Source organism: Bartonella mastomydis (genome assembly GCF_900185775.1).
In the GTDB taxonomy this organism is placed as follows: domain Bacteria; phylum Pseudomonadota; class Alphaproteobacteria; order Rhizobiales; family Rhizobiaceae; genus Bartonella; species Bartonella elizabethae.
In genome coordinates this window covers 738,735-758,017 of record NZ_LT883138.1, presented here as the reverse complement: position 1 = coordinate 758,017, position 19,283 = coordinate 738,735, and the positions used below count along the sequence as shown (strand labels likewise).

Annotated in this window: 16 protein-coding genes; 4 read left to right on the top strand and 12 right to left on the bottom strand. The window is 36.6% G+C overall.

Annotation, left to right across the window (positions count from 1 at the left end):
- Positions 1–159 precede the first annotated feature (159 nt).
- A complete protein-coding gene (locus FJG96_RS06490) occupies positions 160–1,032 on the bottom strand; it encodes a DsbA family protein (RefSeq protein ID WP_139413259.1) in 873 nt (290 codons plus the stop codon).
- A gap of 346 nt (positions 1,033–1,378) precedes the next feature.
- On the opposite strand from FJG96_RS06490, the gene glpD reads away from it, so the two are divergent.
- From glpD to cobT, 3 genes are all read left to right on the top strand, one after another.
- Positions 1,379–2,911 (top strand): glycerol-3-phosphate dehydrogenase, encoded by a 1,533-nt coding sequence (gene glpD, locus FJG96_RS06485; RefSeq protein ID WP_139413258.1) that lies wholly within the window; start codon positions 1,379–1,381, stop codon positions 2,909–2,911.
- 685 nt (positions 2,912–3,596) lie between these two features.
- Positions 3,597–4,580 carry a tRNA dihydrouridine(20/20a) synthase DusA gene (gene dusA, locus FJG96_RS06475; RefSeq protein ID WP_139413257.1) on the top strand — a complete coding sequence of 328 codons (984 nt, stop codon included), beginning with the start codon at positions 3,597–3,599 and terminating at the stop codon, positions 4,578–4,580.
- 388 nt (positions 4,581–4,968) lie between these two features.
- Positions 4,969–5,976 (top strand): nicotinate-nucleotide--dimethylbenzimidazole phosphoribosyltransferase, encoded by a 1,008-nt coding sequence (gene cobT, locus FJG96_RS06470; protein WP_139413256.1) that lies wholly within the window; start codon positions 4,969–4,971, stop codon positions 5,974–5,976.
- Positions 5,977–6,007: 31 nt separating this feature from the next.
- Here the strand turns inward: cobT and FJG96_RS06465 are convergent, their stop codons facing one another.
- The 7 genes from FJG96_RS06465 to topA all read right to left on the bottom strand — a co-directional run bounded on the left by FJG96_RS06465 (position 6,008) and on the right by topA (position 14,726).
- Positions 6,008–6,496, bottom strand: a complete 489-nt coding sequence (locus tag FJG96_RS06465) for an Lrp/AsnC family transcriptional regulator (RefSeq protein ID WP_005773501.1) — start codon at positions 6,494–6,496, stop codon at positions 6,008–6,010.
- Positions 6,497–6,517: 21 nt separating this feature from the next.
- Positions 6,518–7,147 (bottom strand): uracil-DNA glycosylase family protein, encoded by a 630-nt coding sequence (locus FJG96_RS06460; RefSeq protein WP_139413255.1) that lies wholly within the window; start codon positions 7,145–7,147, stop codon positions 6,518–6,520.
- 28 nt (positions 7,148–7,175) lie between these two features.
- Entirely contained in the window at positions 7,176–7,736 is a 561-nt protein-coding gene (locus tag FJG96_RS06455; RefSeq protein ID WP_139413254.1) for a thermonuclease family protein, read from the bottom strand.
- A 344-nt stretch (positions 7,737–8,080) separates the two neighbouring features.
- Positions 8,081–8,248, bottom strand: a complete 168-nt coding sequence (gene rpmG, locus FJG96_RS06450; protein ID WP_004864083.1) for a 50S ribosomal protein L33 — start codon at positions 8,246–8,248, stop codon at positions 8,081–8,083.
- A 103-nt stretch (positions 8,249–8,351) separates the two neighbouring features.
- Positions 8,352–9,521 carry an MFS transporter gene (locus tag FJG96_RS06445; RefSeq protein ID WP_139413253.1) on the bottom strand — a complete coding sequence of 390 codons (1,170 nt, stop codon included), beginning with the start codon at positions 9,519–9,521 and terminating at the stop codon, positions 8,352–8,354.
- Between the two features lie 357 nt (positions 9,522–9,878).
- Positions 9,879–12,149, bottom strand: coding sequence for a ribonuclease R (gene rnr, locus FJG96_RS06440; protein WP_139413252.1), 2,271 nt, complete (start codon positions 12,147–12,149; stop codon positions 9,879–9,881).
- Positions 12,150–12,152: 3 nt separating this feature from the next.
- Positions 12,153–14,726, bottom strand: coding sequence for a type I DNA topoisomerase (topA, locus tag FJG96_RS06435; protein WP_139413251.1), 2,574 nt, complete (start codon positions 14,724–14,726; stop codon positions 12,153–12,155).
- 266 nt (positions 14,727–14,992) lie between these two features.
- On the opposite strand from topA, the gene FJG96_RS06430 reads away from it, so the two are divergent.
- Positions 14,993–15,199, top strand: a complete 207-nt coding sequence (locus FJG96_RS06430; protein ID WP_005773510.1) for a hypothetical protein — start codon at positions 14,993–14,995, stop codon at positions 15,197–15,199.
- On the opposite strand, the gene dprA is transcribed toward FJG96_RS06430, so the two are convergent.
- From dprA to FJG96_RS06410, 4 genes are read right to left on the bottom strand one after another with little or no spacing between them, the layout of a single operon-like run.
- Positions 15,129–16,361: a DNA-processing protein DprA gene (gene dprA, locus FJG96_RS06425; protein WP_139413250.1), complete on the bottom strand. Its 1,233-nt coding sequence runs from the start codon at positions 16,359–16,361 to the stop codon at positions 15,129–15,131. The genes FJG96_RS06430 and dprA overlap by 71 nt on opposite strands.
- On the bottom strand, positions 16,318–16,950 hold the full coding sequence (gene plsY / locus FJG96_RS06420) for a glycerol-3-phosphate 1-O-acyltransferase PlsY (RefSeq protein WP_139413249.1): 633 nt from the start codon (positions 16,948–16,950) through the stop codon (positions 16,318–16,320). The genes dprA and plsY overlap by 44 nt, the downstream gene beginning before the upstream one ends.
- Positions 16,951–16,961: 11 nt before the next feature.
- Positions 16,962–18,263 (bottom strand): dihydroorotase, encoded by a 1,302-nt coding sequence (locus FJG96_RS06415; protein ID WP_139413248.1) that lies wholly within the window; start codon positions 18,261–18,263, stop codon positions 16,962–16,964.
- Complete coding sequence (locus tag FJG96_RS06410; RefSeq protein ID WP_139413247.1) at positions 18,260–19,225, bottom strand: aspartate carbamoyltransferase catalytic subunit; 966 nt, start codon at positions 19,223–19,225, stop codon at positions 18,260–18,262. The genes FJG96_RS06415 and FJG96_RS06410 overlap by 4 nt, the downstream gene beginning before the upstream one ends.
- Between the last annotated feature and the right edge of the window lie 58 nt (positions 19,226–19,283).

The window sequence follows — 19,283 nt, the reverse complement described above, 5'->3', positions numbered from 1 at the left end:
TTTAAAGATATTTATTTAAGTCACTATACTTTGCAATTTTAAACTCGTATCTGTTTTACGCAAAATTGCATTTATAAGCCTGTTGTCAAAAAAGAGAAAGCATAAAATCACTTCATTTACAGTATTCTTCCTAAAACTGATCAGGTATAGAATAGCTATTCACTGTGTATTGTCTATCGCTTGTTTTAGAACATCTTGACTAGCTGCACCGATAAGTACTTTATTACCGATAATGTAAGAAGGTGTTCCCGTAATATGAAGCTGAGTGGCAATATGAATATTTTCTCTAAAGGCTTTTTCTAGATTAGGATCTTTTATTGCATTACGGAGTTTTTTTTCATCTGCTCCTAATGAAACAGCCATTTTTATAGCTTTAGCTTCATTTACACGCCCCTGATGCATTAAAAGCGCTTTGTGAAACTGTGGATATTTTTCTGGAAAATTTCTTCGAAATGCATAGGCAATAGTATGGACCGCCATAGAATCGGGTCCTAAAATTGGCAAATCCTTGATAATGACTCGTAGATCTGGGTACTTTCTTATCAAGTCTTCTATATCTGAATAGGAACTTTTACAATGTTGACAGTTGTAATCAAAAAAATCAACAAGCACTTTTTTGCCATTTGGATTGCCCAAAACAGCGTCATGAGGAGAGTGAAAAATCTCCTTTTCTAATAAATGGATGATAGAGGCTTGTCTTTCACTTTCATATTCATTCTGTTTTTCTAGCTTGTCTTGAAGGATAAGCTGCATTTCAATCATAATTTCTGGATGAGTAAGAAGATATTCTCTCACGATTTGTTGAATATGATGAGGATCAATATGGGGTGTAACTTTTTCTTTAAGCTTAGATAAAAAATTAGAATCTTCCAGAAGTTGTATTTTAATATTTTCTAAGTTTAAATGATTTTCTGTTTTGGGAGGGGATGTTGCATTTGATAAAGAAGGGGAAAAAATTAAAATACTCAACATAACAGAAGCCAAAACTTTTGAAACAAGTGTTACTTTTGAGTTGTGAATTTGATGAGTCATCTGTATCCCTTCATATTTTCTATCGTGTTATTTAAGTGAACTATATGAAAAGCGTTATCTCTGTGCAATAAAGCATTAGCTATAGTGTTATTCACGAATGAGCAAAAACATCAATTTTTTTCTAAAAAACTTTATATGATGCACATTTGCAAAGATTATGTCCTTCAAAAGATAAAAAAACTCTCTTTAATTTGTCAAATGTTGTTTTGATAAAAGGGTGTCAAAAAGCTTTTTATGCGTATTTTAGGCATATTTATTGTGGAAAAAAACAGGTTGATAATACAATGAAGTGCACTTGTATTGATTTTTTACTGTTACTTTATTGAGTAGTGTGAAACAAAATTAAATCATGAAAAGTAAAATTATGAAAACCACAACGCATTATGAGCTGTTTATCATTGGGGGAGGGATAAACGGGTGTGGATTGGCAAGAGATGCAGCTGGCCGCGGTTTTAAAGTAGGATTAGCTGAAATGAATGATCTTGCATCGGGAACATCGAGTGCATCAACAAAGCTTATTCATGGGGGGCTTCGCTATCTTGAACACTATGAGTTTAAACTTGTTCGTGAAGCGTTAAAAGAACGAGAGATCATTTTACGTATGGCTCCACATATTGTGCGTCCTTTGCGTTTTCTTCTTCCTTATCATAAAAAATTGCGCCCTGCTTGGATGTTACGTTTTGGACTTTTTATTTATGATTATTTAGGGAAATGGAATCAAACATTGTGGCGCAGTAAAACGATTAATTTTTCAAAAAAGTTTTGCTCTACACTTAAGAAAGAATATCAGAGAGGTTTTGAATATTCTGATGCCAGAGTCGATGATGCCCGTTTAGTCATTGCCAATGCGCGTGATGCAGAAAAGTGCGGAGCAGATATAAAAGTACGGACAGAAGTTCTTTCTTTAAAAAAAGAAGGCAAAAAATGGCGTATTGTTCTACAAGATAAGTTAAGTGGTAAAGAATACAGTGTCACAGCTTCTTATGTCGCAAATATGACAGGACCGTGGATTGATCATGTTTTGACAAGCGTATTAGATTGTAAAGAACATCCACCCGTACGGCTTGTTAGAGGTTCTCATATTTTGGTTCCCAAGCTTTATACGCATGATCGTGCTTATATTTTTCAAAATGGTGACGGGCGTATTATATTTGCTATTCCGTATCAAGAAGATTTTACCTTGCTTGGAACTACGGACTGTAATTATCAGGGAAATCCAGCCAATGTTCATATTACTGATACAGAGATCGATTATATTTGTGCAGCAGCCAGTGAATATTTCATACAACCAGTGTCGCCTAAAGCGATTGTTTGGTCTTACTCTGGAGTTCGTCCACTCTATGATGATGGATCTTCAAAGGCACAAGAAATTACCCGCGATTATGTTTTAAAAGAAATGGGAACAGGAAATACACCAAAGATTCTTAATCTTTATGGTGGAAAAATTACAACTTATCGTAAATTAGCTGAAGATGCGATGAAATTCGTTGAAAAAGCACTTGGTAAAAAGGGAACACCATGGACGGCTAATGCAGTCCTTCCTGGTGGTGATTTTCTTTATAACCAATTAGATATAATCGAAAATAGGATTGCTCTTCTGACACCAGATTTAGATGCTTTTACACACCGCAGGCTTGCACGTTCCTATGGTACAGAAGCATTGGTGATATTTGCAGACGGTAAGGCGGATAGAGGAAAAAGTTTTGGACATGGTCTTTATGAAGTAGAAGTAAAATGGTTGATGAAAAAGGAATGGGCTAAAACATGTGAAGATGTGTTATGGCGCCGTTCAAAACTCGGCCTTTTCTTTAATGAGCAAGAGATTGAGACTCTTTCTTCCTATATGCAAAGCCAAAAAGAAATTGAAAAACGTTTATAGTCATTTAGTTTTACAGATTTTATCTGCAATGTTGTAAAATATTTTTCTTCAGGAAATCTTGATACGAGCCATACACATTGAAAGAATACTATTTGTCTATGTTCTTAATTTAGTTCTTTTTGCAATAGCCATAAAATGGCGAAATTGGATGGAATATTTAGAATGAAGTTTGTCTATTCTATAAGGGAAATTTAATAAATATCACCAAGAAAAACGCATTATGAAAAAATAATTTATAATCGGATTCGTATGGAAAAAAATTTTTTGTTTTTTATTGGAGAAAAAAATAAAAGTACTTTCTATCGCGTTTGTTTTACAATGAATTGAAAAAGGCTAAAGAAAATTAAGCCTATCATGGGAAGTTATGGAATGTTTTAGTTTATTATTTTAAACTCTGTGGTAAAATCTGTAAGGGTGAAAAGTTAATGGCATAAAGAAAGCTTGCAAATGAGTTTTTTACATTACAGATAAAAATCTTCTTTTTTCATGTTTATATACTTTAGCGTTACTCTATGAAACTTGTGGTGTGGCATGCTTGATTATCGTCAACCTTTATATCAATTGAATAAAGGGACTGTTCGTATGCTCATAATGGTCTTAGAGAATAAAGCTTTCTGTAAACTAAAAGGTAAGTATTTTTCTCTGTATAAAGAGAGAGTTACGGGGATATAAGAGCAGTGCCCTCATGATATTTTACAATCTTCCATCGCCCATAAAATTTGCAGTAGCACCAATGTTGGACTGGACAGATCGACATTGCAGATTTTTTTATCGTCTTTTAACAAAAAAAGCACTCCTTTATACGGAAATGATAGTAGCAGATGCTGTCATTCATGGTGTTCGCGAACAATTGTTAGCTTTTAATCATAAAGAGTGTCCAGTTGCATTACAATTGGGGGGAGTAGATCCGAAAAAGTTAGCAGAGGCTGCGCGGATTGCTGAAGATTTTGGTTATAATGAGATAAATCTCAATGTTGGTTGCCCATCAAATCGTGTTCAAGCAGGTGTATTTGGAGCTTGTTTGATGTTAGATCCTGATACTGTGGCAAATGCTGTGGAAGCGATGAAAAAAGCAGTTACGATACCTGTAACGATTAAATGTCGTCTTGGGGTCGACGAGCAGGATGAAGAATTCGCTTTAGATCTTTTAGCGGAGAAAGTTTGGAATGCAGGATGTGATGCCCTTTGGGTTCACGCGCGTAAAGCGTGGCTAAAAGGATTGAGTCCAAAAGAAAATCGCAATATTCCGCCTCTTAATTATGAAAGAGTTTATAAATTAAAACGTAAATATCCTCATAAATTCATCGGGATAAATGGTGGAATTAAATCAATTGATGAGATAAAAGAACACTTGATTTTCTGTGATGCTACCATGGTTGGTCGCCAAGTTTATCATGATCCAACTTTGTTAAAACATATTGATTTTGAACTCTATGGTGAGTTGGAGAATAATTTGAGTGAAAGTGATCTTATTGAAATCATGTGTGATTATGCGGCTCGACATATTGCATCGGGAGGGCGGCTTTCTCATGTGACGCGTCATATGATTGGTTTATTTCATGGGCGGGGAGGGGCACGTCGATGGCGGCAAATATTATCCAATGAGGCGACAAAACCAAATGCAGATATATATATTTTGAAAGAAGCTTTTTCCGCTCTCATGGGATAAAAGCGAGACTATTAATATATGTTAAAAGTTAGATCATTGACGCAATTTGCATTTTTTCACGATGATTTTTCTTACTTCAATTTTATAATTTTTGAAAGCTTATAACTTTTATTATGAAAGGAATGTTAGAATTTATATATTAAACGGTATGTCGATGACGTCTATTAGATAGAAAAATAAGTTAAGGGTATTCTATAAAGTTCATCATAAGATATTGATAATATTTTGAATCTTGCATGTTTGTTATTGGGATAGAAAATAGAATATAAAAATCTTCACGATAATATTTAATATTTTTAAAACACTGTTAAAAAAAGCAATAAATTATTCATACCCTATCTATATGAGGGATTTTCATTAAACATTGCAGATTTAAAAAGGTATCCTCATGACCGCTCGTCCATTTGATGATTTTCGTGCTTTGCTTACAAATTTACCTGTTGCTGATGAGTTTTCTATGATTTTGGCTAAAAAACGGCAAGAAAACTTAACAAAAGCACGAGGAGCATTAGGAAAACTGGGAGATATTGCTGTTTGGTATGCGGGGTGGAGGGGAACAGAAAAACCCATCGTAACGCGGCCTTTGGTTGCTATTTTTTCTGGAAATCATGGTATCGTAGAAGAGAATGTTACGCCATTTCCACAATCTATGACACAAAAGATGGTAGAAAATTTTGCATCTGGGGGAGCTGCTATTAACCAAATTTGTATAGCTTATGATCTTGGATTAAAAATATTTGATTTAGCACTGGAATATCCAACAATGAATATTACAAAGGATGCTGCAATGGACGAGCGGAGTGCAGCTGCTACAATGGCATTTGGCATGGAATCCATTGCTGGGGGGACAGATCTTTTATGTATCGGTGAAATGGGGATTGGAAATACAACAATAGCTTCAGCTTTATGTTTCGCATTATTTGGGGGAGAAGTTGAAGAGTGGACAGGAAATGGTATGGGATCGGAAGGTGATTTTTATCAGCGTAAAATAGCAGCGGTTAAGACAGCTGTCGCTTTACATAAGGAGCATTTTAATGATCCTTTTGAGATAATGCGTCGCTTGGGAGGACGTGAAATTGCTGCTATGGTTGGTGCTATTTTAGCAGCAAGAATGGAAAAAATACCCGTTATTTTAGATGGTTTTGTGGCAACAGCAGCTGCTGCTATCCTTTATAAAATGCACCCAAGAGCTCTTGAACATACACTTGTTGGACATGTTTCTTCTGAGAAAGCTCATCGTACACTTTTAAAAAAAATTGGCAAAGAGCCACTTCTGGATTTGGGAATGCGCCTTGGTGAAGGAGCGGGGGCCGCTATGGCTGCTGGTATCGTCAAAGCTGCTGTTTTAACACATGCACAAATGGCGGTTTTGGAACAAGAAAGTTTAAATACCTAAAAAAGAATGATGAGAAGGATGTAAAAAACTTTTAAGTTTGTTCATTCGCTTTTTCATGTAATTTAATATAATTGAGTGGAAGTTCTGTTGTATATTTGATCTGTTCCATTGCAAAAGAAGATGAAACATCACGGATATCAATTTTAGAAATTAATTTTTTATAAAAAAGATCATACGCTTCAATATCGGGAACAACAACACGCAATAAATAGTCAATATCCCCACTCATTCGATAAAACTCAATGACTTCACGGAATTCTTGTACAATTTTTGAAAAGCGCTTAAACCATTCATGGCTGTGGGTGTTTGTACGAATAGAAACGAAAACAGTAACGTGCGCATTGACTTTTTCTGGAGAAAGAACGGCAACGCGACGCTGAATAACACCATCTTCTTCAAGTTTTTGAATTCTACGCCAGCAGGGAGTGGTCGAAAGTCCTACTTTTTTAGCAATATCAGCGACAGAAAGTGTCGCATTTTCCTGCAAAAGATGTAAAATTTTTCGGTCAAGACGATCCATATTTTTTCTCAATATTTTAATTTATAAAAATTTACGCACTAAACGACGCAGATATACAATAAGCTCATCGTTAAACCATGGATTTTTCTGTAACCAAGAAGTATTTCGCCATGATGGATGAGGTAAAGGCATAACATTATAGCCTCGAGGTTGAGAGATGGAAAGTATATTTCTCCAATCACGAACGGTTGCTGAAACAGTTTTATGTTTTAATTCTGTAATATGCCATTTTTGCGCATAACTGCCAATAGCGAGAACAAGCTTTATTTGAGGCATCGCTTGAAATATCTTTTCATGCCATATTTCTCTACATTCACGTCTTGGTGGCAAATCAGCTTTATTTTTATCATAACCTGGAAAACAAAATCCCATAGGAACAATCGCAAAAAGTGATCTATTATAAAATTCTTCTTTTCTGACATTAAGCCAATCACGTAATCTTTCGCCAGAGCGATCATTAAAAGGGATAGATGTTTCATGAACACGCAATCCAGGGGCTTGTCCTGCAATTGCAATCGAAGCTGTATGGGATAAATAAACAACGGGATTTGGTTCATGAGGAAGAGGAGGGAAATAACGTGGCTGTTGGATACAAACCCGACAGGAATAAATTTCTTTTTCAAGTTTGATAATTGGGCTACATTGTTTCATTGGTCAATAAAATTTAAAAATATTTTTCTTATTCTGTGCGAGGATTTGCTTTGCGCCATTCTTTGGGACGTTGAAAATTTGATGCCCATATTCCTCTTTTTTTTCTTCTGGCTTCTTTCTCTTCTTTGGGGTAATCATAATAGCTTACAGCCCAACCATTCTGTACAAGTGTGGCGTTAATATTGCTAACTTGTTTTGTTTGACATGTTGCAAGGATACGGTGATATTTATCTGTTTTATGCCAGTGACATGTAACAGATTGATTTTCGACCAATTGTTCTAAATATTTTTTTGCCTCAAGCCCACAAGGGTATCGTGCATCTTTTTTCCCACAAAATTGGTGGAGTTCAGGAGCATCAATTCCAAGCAGTCGAATCTTAATGGAAGAAATCATGATAGAATCGCCATCAATGATGAATGCCTTTCCTTCAATAGAATTTTTAGAAGAAAATTTTTCTTTTGGAGGAAACGGTTGAGTCTGCTTAAAATAAATTGCCATAATGATAAGAATGCTAGCAGTGACAAAAATGCTAAAACCGATAATTTTCTTTAAGCTTCTTAGATTGAAATGAGAAAGAAATTTTTTCATGAAATAAAGAAACTGCCACTATTATTATAACGCATTCTATTGAGCATTGTTTATAATTCTTTCCAAAAATTTTATTCACATGACGAAAAAACATTCCGTTTTAATGATAAAATTTCTGTTAGATATTACAAAAATCAAATACGCGCGCAGTATAATATGTAAGAAACTTAAACAATAAATCAACTTAGCTGAATCTGTATAGACCATACAAAACAAATTTAAAGTTATACAGATTTTAAAATAAAATTAAAAAAACAAAAAACACTCCTCAGAAAATAACTTTGAAGAGCAATAATCCCACATTTCTTTTGAAGTATAAAACCTACCAATAAGGATTGGCTGATTTATTTAATTTTTGTTTCTTTAAATTCAACGTGCTTTTTTACAACTGGATCATATTTACGTTTGCTCATTTTATCTGTCATTGTACGGCTGTTTTTCTTTGTTACATAGAAAAAACCAGTATCTGCAGTTGATAAAAGCTTGATCTTAATGGTTGCTGCTTTAGCCATAATGTAAAAACCCTATTTATACTGAAAAAAATATTATCGCTGTCAGAACGTATTTCTGACATCACCAAATTTTCTGGCAACAGTACGGATGTTCTCAAAAAAGTCAAGAGCTGATTAATTTTCTCATCAGTTGGATAAATAGCAAAATGACATATAAACCGAAAAAAACAGCCATGGCTATTGAAAAACCAAAAAGATCAAAGATATCCATGGATTTTCCGATAAAGGTTGGTCCTATGAGCATACCAATTCCATAGCAAAAAATAAAAGCAGAATTAGCAGCAGCAAGTTTTTGCCCCGTAAGACGTGCTCCTAGATGTGCAAGACCAATTGTATAAAGGCTTGCTGATACACCACCTAGAATAAATAGATCAAACATCAGAATCCATAGATATTGAATAATCCATGGTACTATAAAAGTTCCCACAAAACCTAAGATAGCACAACCTATCAGCGGATAGCGCCTATCTTTGACGTAGTCGCTTAACATGCTGATAGGAATTAAGAGGACAATATTCCCGAGTGCAAGGGTTGCCATAAAGTGTGCTGCTTCATTCTCATGATAACCAATGGATAAACTAAAGGGGATTATAAGCGTTAATGCGCCCATTTGAATAGCCCCGTAAACAAGGGCGGCCATCATCGCGCTTGGAACGTGAAAAAGATAACGAAAAAATGGCGTATATTGATTTTTTTGAAATTTTGGACTTAACTTCCAAGCTGCAAGAATTGGTATAGTAGCAAGTATAATAAGGCTATAGCCAACCGCAAAAGGAATAAATCCCTGTGTTCCCACTTTTGCTAGCAGTGTCAGGCCTATCACAAACCCTAATCCTAAGACAATAGCATAAATAGAAAGAATCAAACCGCGTTTTTTAGGGGAAGCATAACTGTTGATCCAAAACTCTGATAGGATAAACATAACTGTCATCGTGAAATGTAATATAAACTTTAAAATAAACCAAACCCATATAAATTCAAAAAAATAGAATCCTAAAAAACTTAAAGATCCTATCGCCATCATAAGCAATATTGTTTGAGCGATGCCTAAACATAAGGCAATTCGAGACGTAAAAATAGCTGCAATAATTGTGGCGATTCCACCAACTGTTCCACTATAGCCGATCGTACTGTTGGAAAGTCCTTTCTCTGCCATAAGAAGAGAGACAAGTTGTGTTCCCATTGCCAATGCTGTTCCAACAGTGCCAATGGTTGCAATAGCGGCAATAATTGCACGCAAAGAATTATTTTGAGAGTCAAATTTTTTTTTCATGAGAATGGCTTAAGGTACTTTTGTTTATTAAAACAACGAAAAGGTGAGCTGAAATGAAAGAAAAATCAAACTAATTTTTGCAGATTCTCTCACTTCATTGAGTATAAAAAACTCTGAAATACTTTTAATATAAAATAAAACTTATGCCTTTATATGCTAAAGAAAGCATATTGTATACATAAAATAATATAGTACTCAATATTATAGACAGTTTCTTAGTTTAGAGCATTATAATCTTATTTATTATTAAATATTGAAAAGAGAGTAAAAAGCTTAATTATTTTTTAATAAAACTTTTTAGCATTTAAAATACAAAAGGTGATCGTGAAAATTTAAGCACTATTTTTTTATTTTTAACTAATATTTTCTTCTTCCATAAAAACGATGCTTTTGTTTTTTTAATTTGTTTTTATGGTAGGATGTCGGTGAAAATTTGATGGGACGAGGCTCTGTTAAAAGCTCAAAGCTTAAAGCACCAGCAAAGGGTTGTACTGTTATAAGTTTTACTTCTACAATATCACTGAGCTGATAGCCTTTATGGCTCTGTTGTCCTATAAGAACATGTTGCACTTCATCAAAATGATAATAATCATTTTTAAGTGTAGAAATATGGACAAAACCATCTGTATTGAGTTTATCAAGTGAAATAAAAAGACCTGCTTTTGTGACTCCAGAAATGCGGCCTGTAAAAACACGGCCAATTTTATTCGTTAAATAGTGCGCAACAAGCCGATCAATCGTTTCTCTTTCAGCGATCATTGCACGACGCTCATATAAAGAAATTTGCGTAGCAATTTCTGCAAGATTTTGTTCTTGTGTATCCGTTAATTGATCATTTCCTAGTTTGAGAGCTTTAATGAGTGCTCGATGAATAATGAGATCAGCATAACGGCGAATTGGTGATGTAAAATGTGTATAATTCTGCAAATTCAAACCAAAATGGCCACTATTTTTAGGATTGTATTCCGCTTGTGATTGTGAACGCAAAATAACTTGATTGACCAGCTCTTGTTGTTCGGTATGAGCAACCTTTTCTAAAATTCTATTAAGGCGTATTGATGTTAATTCTGCACTTTTTGAGAGTGATATCCCTAAACTTTGAAGAAAATTTCGCAATATTTCTTGTTTGGCAAGAGAGGGTTTGTCATGAATACGATAGATGAGGGGCTGATGATGTTTTTTTAATGTTTCAGAAGCTGCAATATTGGCTTGTATCATAAACTCTTCAATCAAACGATGCGCTTCTAAATGTTCTTCACTTACAACATCTTGGATGCATCCATTTTGATCAAGAATAATCTTTTTTTCTGCTATTTCTAATTCTAGGGGCTGTCGACGATCCCGCGCGATTTTAAGGCACGCATAAGCTTCCCATAAGGGCTGCAAGATATTCTCAAGCAGGGGAGCATTTTTTTTATGGATATGTCCTTTTCTTGCCAATTGTACTTCTTGATAGGAGAGTTTGGCTCTTACACGTATCATAATACGATGAAAACTATGTTTTTGTTTATTACCGTTTGCATCAAAAATCATACGAACGGCTAAAGCTGGCCTTTCTTTCCCTTCATGCAGAGAACATAAATCATGAGAAAGGCGTTCAGGCAGCATTGGTACAACAGTATCAGGAAAATAAATAGAATTTCCGCGTTTTAATGCTTCTTTATCTAAAGCACTTCCTGTTTTGATATAGTAAGAAACATCTGCAATGGCCACAATAATAATCCAACCACCATTATTGCTTGGGTCCTTATCTTGGCTTGCATAAACTGCATCATCATGGTCTTTTGCGTCTGGTGGATCAATCGTAATAAATGGTATTTGTCGCCAATCTTCGCGATTATCCATATTGGCGGCTTTGATATGTTTGACTTGCTCAAGAACGCTTTCAGGAAAAATATAAGGAATTCCTTTTGAAAGAAGAGCAATCATTGAGAGTGTTTTCTCACTTTTTATATGCCCTAAAACATTTTTTATTTGCGCACTTTTTAGTCCATAACCCGTATTTTTTTTTATTTCAACTTCAACGAGATCACCTGTTTCAATCTTTATTTCTGGAGACATTTCAATGATGAGCTCATTGGTTTTACGGTCTATAGGATCAAGGCGCCATTGATTATTTTCTAGCTTTCGTACAACACCAAATATGCTCTTTGGGGATACATCAATTTTACGAATAATTTTTCCCGTATAAGCAGGATTTTGAGAATTTTTATTTCGAAAAACTTTTATAAGAACATGATCTCCAACGCCAATGCTCTCTCCCTTTATATGACGAAAAGAGTGTATTTCGATATTGGGCTTTGGCGTATCTTCCCATTCAAAAGGTTGTGCAATAAAACCACCATCTTTATCACGGCCGCTAATTTTTACTAAAGCAACAGGGGGTAATTTTCCTTTGTTTATTGCTCTTTTGCGCTGTTTAGATATAAGATTTTGATTCTTTAATGCCCGTAATATATCTCTAAGCCAGATACGAGAATCGCCTTTTAAATTAAAAGCTTTGGCTATTTCTCGTTTACTTGATCGATCAGGGTTTTCATTGATAAAGGAAAGAATTTCTTGCCTATTGGGTAATTTTCCTCCCCTGATTGAGGAGAGGAATTTTACGTTTTTTTCACCTTTAGCCAAATTTTATGTCTCTTTTGTTTTTGCTTTTGTTTTGGAAGAAGCTTTTTTTGATGTTGTCTTTTTACTCGATGCTTTAGCTGATATAAATTCTAATGCCTCTGAAAGGGTTACACTAATGGGATCTTTATCTTTTGGCAATGTTGCATTAATTTTACCCCAATTGACATAAGGACCATAACGTCCATTGCGTACAGTGACAGTTCCTCCTTCGGGGTGTTCCCCTAATGTTGCCAATGCTGCAGATGTTGTTCTGCTTTGCTTGGTTTTATTTTCTTGTTGTTCTGCCAATACTGTAACAGCACGATTGATACCAATATCAAACACTTCATCTGCATGAAGAAGGCGTGCAGATTTTCCATTATGACTAAGGTAGGGACCATAACGTCCAATTGTCGCTGTGATCATTTTGCCAGTTTCAGGATGAATGCCAATTTCACGGGGAAGGGAGAGTAAAGCCAAGGCTTTTTCAAGGGTTATATTTTCTGCCTGCCATTCTTTTGGTAGTCCTGCACGCTTAACATCTTTACTTTCACCCAATTGGATATAGGGGCCAAAGCGTCCATTTCGAAGAGAGATATCTTTTCCTGTTTCAGGATCAATACCAAGCATAACAGGTTCGTCATTGTGCACAACTTTATTTTCTTCTTCTGTCTCTGTTCCAAGTTGGCGTGTGTATTTACATTCAGGATAATTGGAACAGCCAACAAAGGCACCATAACGACCGAGTTTTAAGGATAATTGACCATTTTTACACAGAGGACAGGAACGTACATCACTTCCATCTTCGCGTTCAGGAAAGGCGAGAGGTGCTAATGTTACATTTAAAACATCAAGGACATTGGCGATACGAAGTTCTTGGATATTGCTAATAGACGCATTAAATCCATCCCAAAAATCACGCAATACGTCTTTCCAAGAAAGTTTGCCATCAGAGATAAGATCCAGCTTTTCTTCAAGATCTGCTGTAAAACCATATTCTACATAGCGATTAAAGAAATTTTCTAGAAAGGCTGTAACAATACGCCCCTTAGCATCAGGAATCAGCTTCCGCTTATCAATGACAATATATCCACGATCACACAATGTTGCTAATGTAGAAGCGTAAGTGGAAGGACGACCAATCCCTAACTCTTCAAGCTTTTTAATTAATGAGGCTTCAGAATATCGGGAAGGAGGTTCTGTGGTATGTTGTACAGATTCAACTTTTTCTTTTGTAAGTGCTTCACCCGTATTGATTTGTGGTAAACGTGTTGTTTCATTTTCTTCATTATTTTCTTCATCTCGTTGATCCGTATAGACGGAAATAAATCCGTCAAAACGAATAACAGATCCTGTTGCACGAAGATTTGCATGATTGTCTCCCTGCTGGGCTTCAATTTCAACGGTTGTACGTTCAATTTCAGCAGAACGCATTTGGCTGGCAATAGCGCGTTTCCATATCAGTTCGTAGAGCTTTGCCTGATCACTGTCTAGAAAATTGCGGACTTGGTCGGGGGATCTTTGAAAATCTGTTGGACGGATTGCTTCATGTGCTTCTTGTGCATTTTTTGCCTTTGTTGAATAAAAACGCGGTTTTTCAGGAACATAGTCTTTTCCAAAAGATTCATGAATGACTTTTCTTGCTGTATCAATGGCTTCTGGCGCCATTTGCACACCATCGGTACGCATATAAGTAATAAGTCCCGCCATTTCGCCGTTAATTTCAATCCCTTCATAAAGCTTTTGGGCAATTTGCATCGTGCGAGAAGCTGAAAAACCTAATTTTGAAGAAGCCGCTTGTTGTAGTGTAGAGGTTGTAAAGGGAGGAAAAGGATTTCTTTTTGTAGGTTTTGCTTCAACACTGAGTGTGTGATATTGGGCCTTCTCCAACATAAGGCGAATTTGATCTGCTTGTTCTTGAGATTGAATATCAAGTTTGCTAATCTTTCTTTGATTAAACATTGTCAATCTTGCTTGGAAATGATCATTTCTGATGGTTTTTAACTGTGTTGTAATGGTCCAATAATCTTCTTTGATAAAATGCTCTATTTCTGATTCACGATCACAAATAATCCGCAAAGCAACCGACTGAACACGCCCAGCCGAGCGTGCACCAGGCAGCTTACGCCATAAAACAGGTGAAAGTGTAAAACCAACAAGATAATCGAGAGCACGACGTGCAAGATAAGCATCGACCAGTGATGTATCGATATCACGTGGATTGTTCATAGCATCAAGCACAGATTTTTTTGTGATGGCATTGAAGACAACTCTTTTAATAGGTTTATCTTTTAAAACTTTTTTTTGATGAAGAACATCCAGAATATGCCATGAAATAGCTTCCCCTTCACGATCAGGGTCTGTTGCTAAGATAAGGCTATCGGCTTCTTTAACGGCTTTTGCTATTTCATTTAAACGTTTAGCAGCCGCAGAATCTATATCCCATTTCATTGAAAAATCTTGATCCGGTAAAACGGAGCCATCTTTTGCAGGCAAATCACGAACATGTCCAAATGATGCGACAACTTTGTATTGAGACCCAAGATATTTATTAATTGTTTTTGCTTTTGCTGGAGATTCAACGATAACGATATTCATAATTTTACCCGAATATTGAAATAAAAAACTTTTTTATAAACGCCTTTCACGCGAATAGCTAATGGCAATTGCTTAAGAACACATAAAAAAAATATTAGCCATATAAAAAACATGAATATTGTACAACTTGTGATTGTTATTATTAAAGTGCACCCTATATAGAATTACACGATTTATTTTCCACTGTTATTACAAAAACATACGGCGAAATACTAAGATAACGTCTATTGAGAGGTAGGAGGGGAAATGCTCAAGGATAGAGGATTATGTTTATAAATCATTTGAAAGTTATCCAATATATTACAGACATGTCAAAGCAAATGAATCAGATGGCGCGTCAGGCGCATAGTCCGCTTTTAGCATTGCTTTTGGATATGGTTGCCAAAGAAGGGCAAAGTATTATTAATAGTGCTGAGGCTCTTGGGGAAGATCAAGATTCGACAATGACACACAACCACCAGAGTGTCGAATAAGCTTTCCAGAAAGCTCGAGTTCTACCAATAAGAGGTAGAGAGTTGGGAGTGGAATGCCTGTGTGGGTACTGAGTGTATCTATGTCTATTGGCGTTGTTGAAAGGGCACAGAGAACTGCTGCGCGTGCTGCATCGTCATCTGTTAAAGAGGAATGAGAGTTTTTTTCATCTGCTGAATTAAAATTCTCCTTTTCAAGTTGTAAAGAGGATTCTTCCTCAAAAAAATTGAGTTGGGAATTGGGAAGCGGTGAAATTAATGGCGTAAGTGTTTCGATGATGTCAGAAGGATGTGTGGTGAGGAGAGCTCCATCCTTGATAAGGTTATTTGTACCAACAGATCTTGGATCAAGTGGAGAACCGGGAATGGCAAAAATCAGCCGTCCCATTTCAGCTGCTTGGCGTGCAGTAATTAAAGATCCTGAGCGCAGGGCTGCTTCTACAACCAAGAGACCAAGTGATAGAGCCGCAATAATACGGTTTCTTCTTGGAAAATCGATAGCACGCGGCTTCCAAGAGATGGGCATTTCGCTGATGATAGCTCCACCGTTAGCGATGATGTCTTCATGCAACTTTTTATTTTCAGGAGGATAGATATGATCAATTCCTCCAGCCATGACTGCAACAGTTCCTGTTTTTAAACTTGCTTGATGCGCAACGCTATCAATTCCACGAGCAAGCCCAGAAATTATTACAAAATCTGCTTCTCCGAGACAATGCGCAAATTGAGCTGTAAGCTTTTTTCCCGCAGCTGAGGCATTTCGAGAGCCTATAATGCCAATAGACGTTTTTTGAAAAATCGAAACATTACCTTTGATAGCAATAAGTGGCGGAGGGGCTTCTGTAACTTTCAGAAAAGCTGGATAATCCGGTTCTCCCATACCGATAAACCGAATACCTAATCTTTCAGCTTCTTGTATTTCTTTTTCTGCATCTTCTAAGCTTGCTATTTTAATAGATGCAGAACCACCTCCTTTTTGACTAAGTTCTGGCAGTGCTGCTAGAGCATTTTCTGCTGTTTTATAATGATCAATGAGATTACGAAAACTGACAGCTCCAATATTTTCACTGCGCAATAACCGTAACCAGCTTAGACGTTGACGATCAGTAAGCAGAATTCCTTTATTTATCTCTGTTTTGCGTACCAATCTTATTTTCTTCCCCAATTAATAATCTACGGATATTTGCAGAATGTTTTATGAACACAAATAGGCTCATCGCAATTAGCATATAACAGAAATAAGAATCGGAAAAATAAAAAACAAATATCGGCGTGATCGTAACGGCAGCAAGCGCAGATAATGAAGAATAACGCATGAGAAGAAAAATCGCACTCCATACAATAATAAAAATAATTGCTGCGGGCCAATAGACTCCTAAGCAAACCCCTAGATAGGTCGCAACACCTTTGCCACCTTTAAATTTAAGCCATACGGGAAAAAGATGTCCTAAGAAAGCGAAAAAACCCGCTAGAGAAACAAAGATACTATTGTCGAGTGGATCACTAAAGAACTTTATAACGAAAATAACGATAGCTCCTTTTAACATATCACAAAGAAGTGTTAGAGCAGCAACTTTCTTATTTCCTGTTCGTAAAACATTTGTTGCTCCAATATTGCCGGAACCGATTGCTCTTATATCGCCAAGTTTGGCCAATCTCGTCAACAGAAGACCAAATGGAATTGAGCCAATGAGATACGATACGAGGAAAATAAACCATGGAGTGGACTGAAAAAATATTTCTGTTTCATTCATAAAGAATCTCATTAAGTTTGTTGATCAAGTTTAAAAACGGATTTCCCTTTCACAAAGGTCTGGAGAACACGTCCTTGAAAACATGCATTCTTAAAAGGAGTATTTTTTGAACGTGAATAGAGCTTCTCTGTTGAAACAACCCATGGTTCTTCAAGATCAACCATAATAAGGTCTGCATAAACACCTTTTTTGAGTGTTCCTGCATTGAGTCCAAAGAGCTTTGCAGGCGTCGTTGACAAAAGTTCAGTTATCCGGAGAAGAGATAGATTCTCATCATGATAAAAACGCAAAGTTGCACTCAATAAGGTCTCCATACCAACAGCACCAGCTGTTGCATCATTGAATGGTAAATGTTTTGTGTCGATACTCTGAGGGTCATGGGAAGAAACAATAACATCTATAGTTCCATCTCTTATTGCTTCAATCAGTGCTATCCGGTCTTCTTCTGTACGCAATGGAGGCATGAGGCGGAAAGAAGTTTGATATTGACCAATGTCATTTTCGTTGAAAGATAAATGATTAATCGATACACCGGCTGAAATTTTCTCACTGCGTTGCTTGCTTAAGCGAAGGGAATCAGCAGAGAGCGCAGTCGATATCTGAGCGGCATGATAGCGTGTTTGCGTTAGTGCTGCTAAGCGCAGGTCCCTTTCAAGTGAGATCACTTCTGCTTCGCGGGGGATGCCAGAAAGACCAAGCCAACTGGCGAGCAGTCCTTCATTCATCACGCCTTGTCCTGTAAGATCTTTATCTTGCGTTTCGTGGATCAATGGGACATCAAAATCGCGTGCATAAGTCATTGCACGTCGCATAACAGATGAATTTTGGAGTGTTTTTTTTCCTTCACTAAAAGCAACGGCGCCTGCATCCTTGAGCAAACCAAATTCAGTTATTTCTTGTCCGTTGAAACCTTGTGTGATTGCCGCAACGGGATAAATATTGACCGATGACATTTCCCCTGCTGTGCGCTTAATAAATTGAACGAGGGCAACATTATCAATAACTGGATGCGTGTCTGGCATCATAAGAAAGGAAGTAATACCACCTGCTGCAGCTGCTTGACTTGCAGATGCAATTGTTTCACGATTTTCATTTCCTGGTTCTCCAACAAAAACACGCGCATCAACAAGTCCAGGAAGAATTGCTTTATTTTGTGCATTAATAACTTCTGCTTCTGCAGGGATTCCTTGATTCAAAGCTTCTTTTCCAGCGGCTGTAATCCGTCCATTTTCAACAATAACTGTACCAATTTCATCGATTGCGCGTGAAGGATCAATAATACGAGCCTGTTGAAAAACAATTGGTTTTATCATTTTTTTTCTCCATTGATCTTCAAGCGTGAATCTAATAAAGCTTCCATAACCGCCATACGCACTGCAATTCCCATTTCTACTTGTGTATGAATCATACTTTGTGGCCCATCGGCGATATCCGATGCAATCTCCACACCACGGTTTATGGGACCAGGATGCAAAATAATGCAATCGCTTTTCGCATAGGCTAAATTTTCTTTATGTAAACCAAAATAATGAAAATATTCACGCGTGGAGGGAATAAAAGAGCCCGTCATCCGTTCATGCTGTAAGCGTAACATCATGATAACGTCAGCATCTTTAAGGCCTTCTTTCATGTTGTTAAAAACCTCAACACTCATCTGATTAATTTCGGTGGGTAAGAGTGTTGAAGGGGCAACAGCACGAACACGAGCACCCAAAGCATTAAGACTAAGAATATTAGAACGTGCAACACGCGAGTGCAAAATATCTCCGCAAATGGCAACCGTTAATCCTTCAATACGATCTTTTGCTCTTTTAATGGTTAGAGCATCTAATAAAGCTTGGGTTGGATGTTCATGAGCACCATCACCTGCATTAATGACACAACAATCAACTTTTTGCGCTAATAAAGCTGCGGCTCCCGCACTGCTATGGCGAAAAACCAGTATATCTGGCTTCATCGCATTAAGCGTTGCAGCCGTATCAAGTAACGTTTCTCCTTTTTTTACAGATGAGTTGCCAATCGCGATACTCATCACGTTTGCTCCCAACCTTTTGCCGGCTAATTCAAAAGAAGATTGTGTTCGCGTAGAAGCTTCAAAAAAGAGATTAATTTGAGTCCGTCCGCGCAAAATAGATTTTGTTTTATCAATTTTGTTAGAAAGAATAATGTTTGCTTCTGCACGATCAAGCAATGTATTAAGATCTTGTACACTCAGATCTTTAATAGCTAAAAGATGTTCATGAGGGAAAGGTGGAAAAAAATTATCTTGAATCATAGCATTCTTCTTTATCTCTCTTTAAAACAGATTAAACAAGCATTTGTTGAATATGATA